The organism is Humitalea rosea (assembly GCF_003253705.1).
Taxonomy (GTDB): domain Bacteria; phylum Pseudomonadota; class Alphaproteobacteria; order Acetobacterales; family Acetobacteraceae; genus Humitalea; species Humitalea rosea.
In genome coordinates, this window is record NZ_QKYU01000029.1 from 19022 (window position 1) to 31427 (window position 12406).

9 protein-coding genes are annotated in these 12406 nt (G+C 70.3%); 6 read left to right on the forward strand and 3 right to left on the reverse strand.

The window, feature by feature from the left end; all coding sequences use genetic code 11:
• Positions 1-10 precede the first annotated feature (10 nt).
• On the forward strand, positions 11-1039 hold the full coding sequence (locus tag C8P66_RS19980) for a LacI family DNA-binding transcriptional regulator (protein ID WP_111400054.1): 1029 nt from the start codon (positions 11-13) through the stop codon (positions 1037-1039).
• On the opposite strand, the gene gpmI is transcribed toward C8P66_RS19980, so the two are convergent.
• Entirely contained in the window at positions 1022-2548 is a 1527-nt protein-coding gene (gene gpmI / locus C8P66_RS19985; RefSeq protein ID WP_111400055.1) for a 2,3-bisphosphoglycerate-independent phosphoglycerate mutase, read from the reverse strand. The genes C8P66_RS19980 and gpmI overlap by 18 nt on opposite strands.
• 140 nt (positions 2549-2688) lie before the next feature.
• Between gpmI and C8P66_RS19990 the strand changes: the two genes are divergently transcribed.
• Positions 2689-3852, forward strand: coding sequence for a hypothetical protein (locus C8P66_RS19990; protein ID WP_111400056.1), 1164 nt, complete (start codon positions 2689-2691; stop codon positions 3850-3852).
• Between the two features lie 3 nt (positions 3853-3855).
• On the opposite strand, the gene C8P66_RS19995 is transcribed toward C8P66_RS19990, so the two are convergent.
• A complete protein-coding gene (locus C8P66_RS19995; protein ID WP_146422985.1) occupies positions 3856-4536 on the reverse strand; it encodes an NnrU family protein in 681 nt (226 codons plus the stop codon).
• A 102-nt stretch (positions 4537-4638) separates the two neighbouring features.
• On the opposite strand from C8P66_RS19995, the gene C8P66_RS20000 reads away from it, so the two are divergent.
• From C8P66_RS20000 to C8P66_RS20015, 4 genes are all read left to right on the forward strand, one after another.
• Positions 4639-7275, forward strand: coding sequence for a penicillin-binding protein 1A (locus C8P66_RS20000; RefSeq protein WP_170141595.1), 2637 nt, complete (start codon positions 4639-4641; stop codon positions 7273-7275).
• Between the two features lie 48 nt (positions 7276-7323).
• Positions 7324-8463, forward strand: a complete 1140-nt coding sequence (gene prfB, locus C8P66_RS20005) for a peptide chain release factor 2 (protein ID WP_111400059.1) — start codon at positions 7324-7326, stop codon at positions 8461-8463.
• A 627-nt stretch (positions 8464-9090) separates the two neighbouring features.
• Positions 9091-10329, forward strand: coding sequence for a hypothetical protein (locus C8P66_RS20010; protein WP_146422987.1), 1239 nt, complete (start codon positions 9091-9093; stop codon positions 10327-10329).
• A complete protein-coding gene (locus C8P66_RS20015) occupies positions 10326-11318 on the forward strand; it encodes a TAXI family TRAP transporter solute-binding subunit (RefSeq protein ID WP_111400061.1) in 993 nt (330 codons plus the stop codon). The genes C8P66_RS20010 and C8P66_RS20015 overlap by 4 nt, the downstream gene beginning before the upstream one ends.
• 46 nt (positions 11319-11364) lie before the next feature.
• Here the strand turns inward: C8P66_RS20015 and C8P66_RS20020 are convergent, their stop codons facing one another.
• On the reverse strand, positions 11365-12333 hold the full coding sequence (locus C8P66_RS20020; protein ID WP_111400062.1) for a Bug family tripartite tricarboxylate transporter substrate binding protein: 969 nt from the start codon (positions 12331-12333) through the stop codon (positions 11365-11367).
• Positions 12334-12406: the final 73 nt, after the last annotated feature.

Sequence of the window (12406 nt, forward strand, 5' to 3'; positions counted from 1 at the left end):
GCGTCAAGCCATGCGCGGCAGCACGAAGATCCGGGATGTGGCCAAGGCGGCCGGGGTTGCGGTCGGCACCGTCTCGCGCGTGCTCAACGGCCATCCCACCGTGACGGAGCCGATCCGGCGCAAGGTCCAGGCCGCGATCGACGCCATGGGCTACGAGCGCGACACCATCGCCCAGAGCATGCGCGGCGGCGCCACCCGGCTGGTCGCCTGCGCCATCCGCGATTTCGACATCCCCCGCTTCGCCACCTTCATCAAGGAGGCCGAGCACCTGCTGCGGGAGCAGGGCTACACGCTGCTGCTCTCCAGCACGACCAACCGGCCGGAGGTGGAGCTGGACCTGTTGCGCGCCTTTGCGCGCCGAAAAGTCGATGGCGTCATGATGACGATCAGCGACGAGGCGCATCCGGGGGTGCTGGAGGCGCTGGCCGCGGCCCCCATGCCGGTGCTGCTGATCGACCGCGACCGCATCGACACCGCCGACCGCGTCACCGCCGACCACAGCGCCGGCGCGGCGCGGGCGACGCGGCATTTGCTGGCCTTGGGGCACCGGCGCATCGCCTTGCTGGTCGGCGACACCAAGGCCTTTCCCGCCCGCAGCCGGGTCCAGGGGTTTGCCGAGGCCTTCGACGCGGCGGGGCTGGCGCCTGACCCGGCACTGCTGCGCGACCGGGTGCTGACGGCCGAGGATACGTTTCGGGAGACGATGGCGCTGATGAGGCTCACGCCGCCGCCGACGGCGATCTTCGTCGCGACCATGGATCTGCTGGAGGGCAGCCTGCGCGCGCTGCGGGCGCTGGGCTGCCGGGTGGGCGAGGATGTCTCGCTGATCGCCGGCAGCGATTCCGACCTCGCGGAGCTTTACACGCCCCCGGTGACGGCGGTCGCCTGGGACCTCGCCGAAATGGGCCGCCATGCCGCGACCATGCTGCTGGAGCGGATGCGCGGCCAGGCCCCCGCCGGGTTCCGCTGCCTGAAGCTGCCCACCCGGCTGGTGATCCGCGAGTCCTGCCGCCCGCCCGGCTCAGCCGTGCCGCAGTAGCGACCGCCCGGTCATCTCCGCCGGCTGCGCGATCCCGAGCAGGCCCAGCAGCGTCGGCGCCACATCCGCCAGCCGGCCATCGGCCAGCGTCGTGCCCTCCGGCCCGCCGAAGACCACGCAGGGCACCACATTCAGCGTATGCGAGGTATAGGGCCCGCCGGTTTCCGGGTCGCGCATCGTCTCGGCATTGCCATGGTCGGCGGTGACCAGCACCGCGCCGCCGGTCTCGCGCAGGGCGGCGATGATCTGGCCGAGCCCGGCATCCACCGCCTCCACCGCCTTGATCGCGGCGGGCAGGCTGCCGGTATGGCCGACCATGTCGGCATTGGCGAAGTTCAGCACGATCAGCGCATGTTTTTGCGCCCGGATCGCGGCCGCCGCCTTGGCTGCCAGTTCGGGGGCGGACATCTCGGGCTGGAGGTCATAGGTCGCGACCTTGGGCGAGGGCACCATGATGCGCTCCTCGCCCGGCAGCACCGCCTCCTCGCCGCCGTTCAGGAAGTAGGTGACGTGGGGGTATTTCTCGGTCTCGGCCATGCGAAGCTGGGTCAGCCCGGCGGCGGCGACCGTCTCGCCCAGCAGCCCGGTCATCGGCTGGGGGGCGAAGAGCGTGGCCAGATGCGCGTCCAGCTCCACCGAATACTGGGTCATCCCCGCGGCGGCGGCGAGTTTTGGCACGCGGGGGCGCTCGAAGCCGGAGAAGGCGGGATCGACCAGCGTCGCCATGATCTCCCGCACCCGGTCGGCGCGGAAATTGAAGCACAGCACGCCATCGCCATCGGCCATGCCGGCGTAGTCGCCGATCACATGCGCGGGCACGAATTCGTCGCTGCGGCCGGCGGCGGTGTTCTCGGCCACCGCCTGCATCGGGTCGGCGACGCGCGCCCCCTCGGCCAGGGCGATGGCGCGCCAGGCGGTGGAGACGCGCTCCCAGCGGTTGTCGCGGTCCATGGCGTAGTAGCGCCCGGTCAGCGTCGCCAGCCGCGCGCCCAAGGGCAGGCCGGAGAGGAAGGCGGGCAGGTCCCGCGTCATCGCATCCGGCGCGCAGTCGCGCCCGTCGGAGAAGCCATGCACCGCGACCGGCACCCCGGCCCCGACCAGCACGCGGGCCAAGGCGAGCGCATGGCGCTGGTGGCTATGCACCCCCCCCTCGGACAGCAGCCCGATGAGGTGGCAGGTGCCGCCCGAGGCGCGGAGCCTGCCGATCAGATCGACCAGCGCCGGCAGGGTCGGCAGGCTGCCGTCGTCGATGGCGGCATCGATCCGCGGCAGGTCCTGCATCACCACCCGCCCGGCGCCGAGGTTCAGATGCCCGACCTCCGAATTGCCCATCTGCCCCACCGGCAGCCCGACATCCGGCCCGCAGGTGCGGAGGTAGCCGCGCGGCCCGGCGGCCCAGAGCGCGTTGAAGGTCGGCGTCGCCGCCTGGGCCACCGCATTGTCGGGGCAGGCCGGGCGAAAGCCCCAACCATCGAGGATGATGAGCATGACGGGGGTCGGACGGGACATGGTGCGGTCTCGATCAAGCCAGCGGGGATCGGCTTCGGTATCGGCTGCCGCCGCCGGGGGCAAGTCGAGGGTCGAGCAGTCGTGATCCGGAATATTCCGCCACCCTGGTCTAGCCTCCCGGCGAAGAGGGAGTTTTCAGAATGAGCCAGGCGCGCGGCGGCGTAGTGATCGATCCTTTGGATCGACCGATCAAAGACCTGTTCCAGGCGCCGGCGGGGGTCCTGCAACAGGACATCCGGGCCCGGCTCTGCACCAACCCCATGCTGATCGGGCTGTTGCGCCAGGGCATGAGCCAGGGCGTCGGGCAGGAGCCGATCCTGTCCAGCACGCGCGACAAGCTGATCACCACACTCTATTTCGCCCATATGCCCCCCGGGCAGTTCGAGCCGAAGCTGCCCGGCCCGACCTTCGCCGAGCTGCTGCAAACCACGATCCGGGCCTTCAACGTCTTGCGGACGCCGGGGCAGATCGCCCTGATCGATGCGCTACAGAAGCGCATCGTCGACTGCTTGCTGGCAACCACCCCGGCCGAGACGATGACCGAACGCGATGGCGATGTGACGGCGGCGAGCCAGCCGCTGCCCTCCTCCCTCAGGCCGTTGAACCCCGACGCGGAAAACGTCGTGCCGCGGCAGCGGACCGCGACCGCCTGGGCGACGCATGGCATCGGCTACCGCGTGGAGGGCAGCAAGACCGCGGGCAACGACGATCTGCCCCGCATCCTGCGCGAGGGCTGCCAGCCGCTGTCCCATTCCCCCGCGTTGCTGCTGAAGCTGCGGGGCTGGGTCGTGCTCGGCACCCATATCGCGCAGCGGGACCGGGTCTTCCTCTGGTACCTCAACCGCGACGTGCTGAACGAAACCGGCACCTGCATCGCCCGCTCCCTGATGGGCGCCACCGCCCTGCCGACGCGGGACACGGAGTCCGCCGCCGAAGGGATCGCCTGGCACTACCTGGTCGCGACCGATTGCCGCGGCCTCAAGGGCGTGGATACCGAGAAATGGCAGATGGACTTCGGCCGCCCGGCGGAAGGCTCGACCTCCATCGCCTTCCACCCCCCGAACGTCTGGCGGCCGGGGGAGAAGGCGTTTCTCGGCATCTCGGCGCCGCGCGTGCTGGGCTGGGTCAAGCTGATGCGGCGAGCGGGCGGGGATGACGGCGGCTGGCGCTTCATGCTGCCCGAAACCACCTGGAACTGGCTGAACAAGCCGGACGACACCCGCGCCGCCTTCCTGGAGGCGGAGCTCGCGGCGTGGAAGGCCGGGCAGTGGTACCGGGTGGATGCCGCCTATGATTTCGCCTGACCGCTACCCCAGCAGCAGCGCCGGGACGCCGAACAGCGCCCGGTGAAAATGCAGCAGCGCCGCCCAGGCGATCAGGCCCAGCAGCGGCGCGGCCCAGCCGATTTCGGCCAGGGCCAGCCGGTTGCGCCCCCCGGCGATGGCGGCGAAGGGCAGCACCGAGGTCCTGGCCGCGAAGCCCGCCCAGGCATTCGGCGCCCGCGCCCGCAGCTTGGCGTCGATCGAGGGCATCCCCAGCAGCGCCGTCACCGCGAAGGCCGCGAAGAACACCATCGCCGCCGTGTCGCCATTGGCCAGCACATGCAGCAGCGACCACAGGGTGAAGGACCACAGCATCGGATGGCGGGTGATCCGGGTGATGCCCCGCGCCTCCCGGCCCAGCGCCGCCTCCCCCGCCACCGCGGTCGGGTTGGGTGCGGCGACCGAGGTGAAGAACAGCACCAGCACCGGCAGCATCAGCGCCGCCATGAGCCAGCGGAACCAGGGGGCGGCGCTCCAGAGGAAATTCGTCTCCGCCCCGCGCCAGGCCATCACCAGCAGGATGAGGGCCACCACCGAGAGCACCGAGAACCCGGCGCGGAAGCCGCCCTCCCCCAGCCGCGCGACCAGGGCGGCCCGCAGCGGCGATCCGGCCAGGCCGACATGGACCATGACCCATACCAGCGCGGCGATCAGCAGCAGGGCCATCGCGACCTCCCGAAGCAGCAATTGATATGAATTGTCACCCGGCCCCGCGTCCAGCGTCTTCGTGCTTCGCGCGGGCGCCCGAGGCGGTGTAGGAAGCGCTCCATGGCTCCGAACGAACTCCGCGCTGATCGCCCCTTGGCGGGCGACCGCATTCCCGCAACGCCGGTCGCCGGCGGCCCGCCCAAATCCCCGCCCCGCCCCCCCGTACCAAAGCGTCGCCGCCAGAACCCCTTCGGTTTTTTCGGCTGGATGTGGCGTATCGGCGTGATCCTGGCCGGGACCATGGTGGTCGGCGGCGGCGTCGCGGCCTTTGGCTTCTACCGCGCCGCGATCGCCGAACTGCCCGATATCCAGTGGCTGACCACCTATGAGCCGCCGCAGATGTCGCGCATTTACGCCGCCGACTCGCGGCTGATGGCCGAGCTTGCGACCGAGCGCCGCATCTTCGTCCCCATCGGCGCCATTCCGCGCCGGGTGCAGCAAGCCTTCGTCTCGGCCGAGGACCAGAATTTCTGGACCCATAGCGGCGTGGACCCGATCGCCATCGCCCGCGCCGCCCTCACCAATGTGGAAAACCTCTCCACCGGCCGGCGGGCCGTCGGCGCCAGCACGATCACCCAGCAGGTCGCCAAGAACATGCTGACCGGCAATGACCGCACCATGCTGCGAAAGCTGCGGGAAGCGATCCTGGCCTCCCGCATCGAAACCGCGATGCCCAAGAGCCGCATCCTGGAGATCTACCTCAACGAGATCTTCCTGGGCGCCCAGGCCTATGGCGTCGCCGCGGCGGCGCAGCAGTATTTCAGCAAGGGGCTGGACGATCTGACCGTCGCCGAGGCTGCCTTCCTGGCCGCCCTGCCCAAGGCGCCCAACAACTACAACCCGCTCCGCTACCCCGACGCCGCCCGCTCGCGACGCGACTGGGTGATCGACCGGATGCTGGACGACCAGGCCATCACCCTGGCCGAGGCGACGACCGCCCGTGCCGAGCCGTTGCAGGCGCGGCCAAGCCGCCGGCCGGATTTTGTGCCGGTGGGCCAGTACTTCACCGAGGAGGTGCGGCGTGAGCTGGTCGCCCGCTTCGGCACGGAACAGACCACCATGGGTGGCCTCGTCGCCCGCACCAGCCTCGACCCGACCTTGCAGGCCGGTGCCGAGGAGGCGCTGCGCAAGGGGCTGTTCGCCTATGACCGCCGCCGTGGTGGCTGGCGCGGCCCCGTGGCGCGGATTTCGGCCAGCTCCACGGACTGGCTGCCGCAGCTCGAACAAGTCGCCCGCCCCCCTGGCGCCCTGCCCGGCTGGCATCTGGCCGTGGCCCTTGAGGTGCGGAACACCGAGGCTCGCATGGCCTGGATCGCGCGCGCCGATCCACGCGCCGCGGCCGAGCCCCGCACCATGACCCTGCCGCTCGACGATGTGCAGTCCTGGGCCAAGCCGGTGCAGCCGGGCGGACGCCTGGGCGGCTCGCCCCGCCGCATGCAGGATGTGCTGAGCCCGGGCGATGTCGTGATGGTGGAGGTCGAGCCCGCCACCCCCGCCGCCGGCCGCAACCGTGGCAGCCCGGAGCATCTTTCGCTGCGGCAATTGCCGAATGTGGAGGGGGCGATCGTGGCCCTCGACCCCAATACCGGCCGCGTGCTGGCGATGGTCGGCGGCTTCTCCTTCGAGCGTTCCTGGTTCAACCGCGCCTCGCAGGCGCAGCGGCAGCCGGGCTCCTCCTTCAAGCCCTTCGTCTATCTGCCGGCGCTGGAGCTTGGCATTCCGCCGAACCAGCGGCTGCTGGACGCGCCGATCGAGATCGCCACACCGCAGGGGTTGTGGCGGCCCGGGAACTACGCCGGCACCTCCAATGGCTGGGTGACGATGCGCAGCGCCATCGAGCGCAGCCTCAACCTCGTCACCGTGCGCCTCGCGCAGGAAATCGGCATCGAGCGGGTCGCGGCCACCGCCGCCCGCTTCGGGGTCATCGACAACATGCCGCGCTACCTCGCCATGGCGCTGGGCTCCGGCGAGACCACGGTGCTGCGGATGGCGGCGGGCTATGCCTCCTTCGCCAATGGCGGCAAGCGGGTGGAACCGACCCTGATCGACAGTGTGCAGGACCGCTTCGGCCGCCTGGTCTGGCGGCCGGAGGGGCGCGCCTGCCCCGAATGCGCGACCCGCCCCTTCCAGGACGGGCCGCCGGAACTGACCGATACGCGGCGCCAGATCACCGATCCGATCGCCGCCTACCAGATGACCAGCCTGTTGCAGGGCGTGGTGCAGCGCGGCACCGGTGGGCGCGCGGCCACCGGGCTGAACCGCCCGATCGCGGGCAAGACCGGGACGACCAACGACTACGTGGACAACTGGTTCGTCGGCTATACGCCGGACCTCGTGGTCGCGGTCTGGCTCGGGTTCGACGACCCGCAGACCCTGGGCAATGGCGAGACCGGCGGCGGCAATGCCGCCCCCATCTTCCGCGATGTGGTGGAGGCAGCCTTGGGCGACAGCCCGCCAGTGCCCTTCCGTGTACCGCCCGGCGTGGCACTGGTGCGGCTCCAGACCGACCGCGGCCAGACCATCACCGAGGCCTTCCGCCCCGGCACCGAGAACAGCGCCCGCCCGCCGCCCAACGACGCCGACCTGTTCGGTGGCGACGCCAATGCCGCCGTGCCGGACCTGCCGCCCGCCTTCGGCGTGCCCGGCGTGCAAGGGAACCCCGGCGCAGCGCAGCGAAGGCTGGGGGATCTTTACTGATACAGGCATCGCTTGCGCGGTGGCGCGGCGCGGCCTAACTGCCGCGTCATGCGCGCCGATGCCGAAAGCCTGAAGACCCAGATCGCCGACAGTGTTGAGCTGTTGCGACGCCACCTCGACTGGGACGTCGCTCTCGCGCGCCTGGAAGAATTGAATGCCCGCGCCGAGGATCCCGCTTTGTGGGAGAAGCCGGATCTGGCCCAGACGCTGATGCGGGAACGCACCCGCCTCTCGGACCAGACCGAGGGCGTGGCCAAGCTCAAGCAATCGGTCGCGGATGCGCTGGAGCTGATCGAGATGGCCGAGGCCGAGGGCGATGCCGCCACCGCCGATGCCGCCGTCGCCGACCTCCAGGCCCTGGCCCGCGAAGCCAAGCACCGCGAGATCGAAAGCCTGCTGTCCGGCGAGGCCGACAGCAACGACGCCTATCTGGAAGTGAATGCCGGCGCCGGCGGCACCGAGGCGCAGGACTGGGCGGAAATGCTGCTGCGCATGTACACCCGCTGGGCCGAACGCCACGGCTACAAGGTGCAGCTGACCGAGGAAAGCACCGGCGAACAGGCCGGGCTCAAGAGCGCGACCATCCAGGTTTCCGGCGCCAACGCCTATGGCTGGCTGAAGACCGAAACCGGGGTGCATCGCCTGGTCCGCATCAGCCCCTTCGATGCGGCCGCGCGGCGGCAGACCAGCTTTGCCAGCGTCTATGTCTATCCGGTGGTGGACGACAAGATCGAGATCGACATCAACCCCGCCGATATCCGCACCGATACCTTCCGGGCCAGCGGCGCCGGCGGCCAGCACGTCAACAAGACCGAATCCGGGGTGCGCTTCACCCATATCCCGACGGGTATCGTCGCGGCCTCCACCCAGGACCGCAGCCAGCACAAGAACCGCGCGATCGCGATGAACATGCTGAAGGCGCGACTCTATGAGCTGGAACTGAGCAAACGCGAGGCGCTCGGCGCCGCCATCGAGGCCGGCAAGACCGACATCGGCTGGGGCCACCAGATCCGGTCCTACGTGTTGCAGCCCTATCAGATGGTGAAGGACCTGCGCACCGGCACCGAAACCGGCAACCCCGCCGCGGTGCTGGATGGCGGGCTGGACGAGTTCATGGCCGCGGCCCTGGCGCTGCGGGTCGGCACCACGCGCTCCGAGGCCAGCGCCAGCGTCAAGGCGGCCCTCTAGCCAGCCCGAGCGGGGCGCCGGAGAGCGCCCCGCTCCTGAGGCGTGGCCGCCAGCCCCTGCCCACGCCCGAATTGCGAGCCCCCCCCGTCGCACCACCTGCGGTGGCGAGCGCTTGTCCATTTTCATCACAGGGGAACTTCCGCTCTCCGCAACAAGATCAGGTAATTTTGCTTGAATATTGCAGAAATATTGATCTGAAATGCTATACTTCATGTAATTTCAGAGGAGTCCGCCCTCAAAGCCTTAGAAGTTCTGGTGCAGTCCATGCTATCTGGCTAACCTTTAGGTCGCTGAGGCTGTTCTGTCGGACTTTGGAGGCTAGCGTTGCGCGACAGCCGATCACCCGATCCGGATGTGGCGACTGTTGGGCGCATGGGGCAGGCGCCGCCCGCGGTCGCAAAGCACGCGAGGAGTGGCTGGAGCATTCTCAGCAACTGCCAGATTGGCACGGCGCATATCGATATTGTTCTTATCCAGCCCGAAAGCGGGGTGGTATTACTCGAAATCGAACCGCATTGGGCGCCGAATGCCATGGCGCAGTTACGCCAAAGGCTCGATGCGGCCGGTTTTGCGGCCCGTTACCCGGGTCACCTTCCCATCATCCATCAGCCGCTGCGGCCCCAGGAGGTGCCGAAGCTGGATTTGCTGCTTGCCGCGGCCTTCGTCTGGCAGGAGCCGATTTCGATCGAGGGCGACGGGGCGTGGGAGGCGGCGCTGAAGGCGGTCCTGTCCCAGCCCGCCACCATCCAACCATCGGAGCCACCGCCGCCCCTCCCGGTGCCGCCGCCACCGACCCCGCGCAAACGGATGCCGGGGCTGACGCTGACCTTGCTCGGGGCCGTGGGCATTGGTCTGGTGATGGCGCGCAGCATCGGCGAAGAGCCCGAGGCGACCCCCGTCGTGGTCTGGGACGACCAGCCGCTGCCCGGCATGCCGGCGTGGTCGCAGGCCCCGGCCGATCGGATGGTGGCGCTGCCGGGCGCCGGGGACGCTCCGCAGCCGGATGCCGTCGGCGTGGTCCAGGACGGGGATGCGATCCTTGCCTCGGCGACGGCAGACCTGGCGCCGAGCCTCGTCATCGCGGAGGCCTCCCACGCCCCGCAGGAGGCGACGCAGAGCACACCGCCCGAAGACGCCGCTCCGCCGGTCTGGTTCGGCACACTCCCGATCCCGGAACCGGAGGACGTCCTCGCGGCCGAACCGCCGCCCACCCACCCCGTCGAGCACATGCTGGAGACGGCATCGCCGCCGGCCCAGGCGGCCGCCCCGGAACCGGATGACCCTCCTCCGGCGGAAGCCACCGCCGCAGCCCCGCCCCCGGAGCCCATGATTGCGCTGCCCCCCGTGGACGCCCCTGCCGCAATGGCCGAGCCCGAACCCATCCGTGAGCCGGAAGCGCCCGAGCCGATGCTGCCGGCGCCGGCCATGGTCGCGGAGCCGGCGCCACCGGAGGAGGCGCCCGCCCCCGGCACGCCGGCAGCGATGACCGAGGTGCCACCGGGATCGCAACCCCAGCCCGAGCCGGCCTTGCCGGCGCCTCCCCGCGCCGAGCCGCCGGTCTTGACGCCGCGCACCATCCCCATGGCCCCCACGCTACTCGTCGCGATGCTCCAGCGCGGCCAATCGCTCATGGCACTGGGCGATATCTCCGGTGCGCGACGCTTCTTCGAACGCGCCGCCGCCGCCGGCAGCGCCGTCGCGGCCCATGCCCTGGCCGAAACCTACGACCCGCGGATGCTGGCGCTGCGCGGCGCGCTCGGGATCGAGCCCGACCTCGCCGCCGCCCGGCTTTGGTACGACCGCGCCAAAGCCCTCAGTGCGGCCGAGGCCCCGACCCTGACCAAAACGCCCGAGGAGCGACCATGAGCCCGACCTTGCCCGCCTCCCTGTCACGCCGGGACCTGGTCCTGGCCGGACTCATGACGGCGCTCACCGGCCCGGCGCTCGCCCAAGGGCTGCCGATGTCGGTCAATGCCCTGACCGCGCGGGCGAATGCGGGAACGGTGGGCATCATCTCCGGCGGTGTTGACGGGACCTATATCCGCATCGCCGCCGACCTCGCGGCGGTGCTGGACGATGGTGATACGCTCCGGGTCCTCGCGATCGTCGGCAAGGGGTCGCTGCGCAACATCGCCGATATCCTGCTGCTGCGCGGCATCGACATCGGGATCGTGCAGTCCGATGCGCTCGCCTTCGCCCGGCGCCAACGCATCCTGCCAGGGGTCGGCACGCTGATCCAATACATCGCCAAGCTCTACGACGAGGAGATCCACATCCTTGCGCGCGCGGATATCCGCATGCTGGAGGACCTCGCTGGCAAGCCGGTCAATGTCGATGTTCCGGGCAGCGGCACGGCGATGACGGCCTCGCTGGTGTTCGACATGCTGGGCATCCCGGTCGTCATGACCGACGAGACCCAGGACGTCGCCCTGACCAGGCTCCGGCGCGGCGAGATCGCGGCCATGGCCTTCGTGGCGGGCAAGCCGGCCCGGATTTTTGGCGGCGTGCCGGCGGGGAGCGATCTGCACTTCCTGCCGATCCCGGCCACGCCCGAGTTGATCGAGACCTATCTGCCATCCAGCCTGGCCTCGGCCGACTACCCGATGCTGATCGCACCGGGCACGACGGTGGAGACGATCGCGGTGGGCGCGGTAATGGCGGTCTATGCCTGGCAGCCGGGCAGCGATCGCCACCGCAAGGTGTCGCGCTTCATCGAGGCGCTGCACGCGCAATTCGGGGAATTTTTGCGCCCGCCCCGGCATCCCAAATGGCGGGAGGTCAATCTCGCCGCCGAAGTGCCGGGTTGGGTTCGCTTCGAGGCGGCGCCATCGGCGGCCCGCCTGACGATACGCTGAAGGCGGCTGGCCGGATGGCCGGCCGCCCCCAGATTCTCCAGGCTGCTCAGTCGGCGCGGATGTTGTTGCGGCGGATGACCCCGCCCCACTTCTCAATCTCGCTGCGCAGGAAGGCCCCGAATTCCTCGCTGCTGTTGCCGCCAGGGATCGCGCCCTGCCCATCCAGCAGGCGCCTCACATCCGGGTCCTGCAAGGCGCCGATGGCGGCGCGGCGCAGGGCGGCCAGCGGGCCCGCCGGCATGTTGATGGGGGCGATCAGCCCATGCCAGTTGCTGGCATCGACCGCCGGCAGCCCGACCTCGGTCATGGTCGGGACATCGGGCAGCCAGGACAGGCGCTCGCGGGTCCCCACGGCAAGCGCGCGCATCGTCCCGGCGCGGATCTGCGGCAGCAGCACGGGCAGGTCGGCGAAGCCAAGCTGGACCTCGTCCCGCAGGATCGAGGTCGCGAGCTGGCCGCCGCTGCTGTAGGAAATATGGACGATGTCGATCCCGGCCGCGGCGCGAAGCTGCTCGGCCGCCAGATGCGGCATGCTGCCGGAGCCGGTGGAGCCGAAGTTCAGCTTGCCCGGCGAGGCCTTCGCACCGGCCACAAGCTCTTGGAGCGTGCGGTAGGGCGAGGCGATGGGAACCACCAGCGGCTCCGGCACCAGCACGGCCAGGGTGAGCGGCGCCAGATCCTTCAGCGGGTCATAGGGCGTGCCGCGATCGAGGTTGGGCGAGATCGCCAGGGCCCCCGCGCTGCCGATGGCGAAGGTGTAGCCGTCGGGCGCGGATTTGGCCGCGACATCGACGCCGGTCACACCACCGGCACCGGCGCGGTTCTCGACCACCACGGGCTGGCCCAAGGTCGCCGCCATCCGCGGCGCCATGATGCGGGCGACGATGTCGCTCGGCCCGCCGGCCCCGAAGGGCACGATGAAGCGGATCGCCCGGGTCGGGTAGGCGTCCTGCGCCGCCGCGGGCAGGACCGTCAGGGCGCCGAGCAGGGCGCCCAGGATTGCATGGAGTCTCATTCTTATTTCCTCCCTACCGGCTTCTTTGGGCCGGCCATGGGTGTGACAAGCCTAGCCCGCGGCGAAGTCCGAA

Excerpts from the sequence above, each read along its gene's own strand:
- C8P66_RS19980 (WP_111400054.1), top strand. The coding sequence starts at position 11 with ATGCGCGGCAGCACGAAGATCCGGGATGTGGCCAAGGCGGCCGGGGTT.
- gpmI (WP_111400055.1), bottom strand. The coding sequence starts at position 2,548 with ATGTCCCGTCCGACCCCCGTCATGCTCATCATCCTCGATGGTTGGGGC.
- C8P66_RS19990 (WP_111400056.1), top strand. The coding sequence starts at position 2,689 with ATGAGCCAGGCGCGCGGCGGCGTAGTGATCGATCCTTTGGATCGACCG.
- C8P66_RS19995 (WP_146422985.1), bottom strand. The coding sequence starts at position 4,536 with ATGGCCCTGCTGCTGATCGCCGCGCTGGTATGGGTCATGGTCCATGTC.
- C8P66_RS20000 (WP_170141595.1), top strand. The coding sequence starts at position 4,639 with ATGGCTCCGAACGAACTCCGCGCTGATCGCCCCTTGGCGGGCGACCGC.
- prfB (WP_111400059.1), top strand. The coding sequence starts at position 7,324 with ATGCGCGCCGATGCCGAAAGCCTGAAGACCCAGATCGCCGACAGTGTT.
- C8P66_RS20015 (WP_111400061.1), top strand. The coding sequence starts at position 10,326 with ATGAGCCCGACCTTGCCCGCCTCCCTGTCACGCCGGGACCTGGTCCTG.
- C8P66_RS20020 (WP_111400062.1), bottom strand. The coding sequence starts at position 12,333 with ATGAGACTCCATGCAATCCTGGGCGCCCTGCTCGGCGCCCTGACGGTC.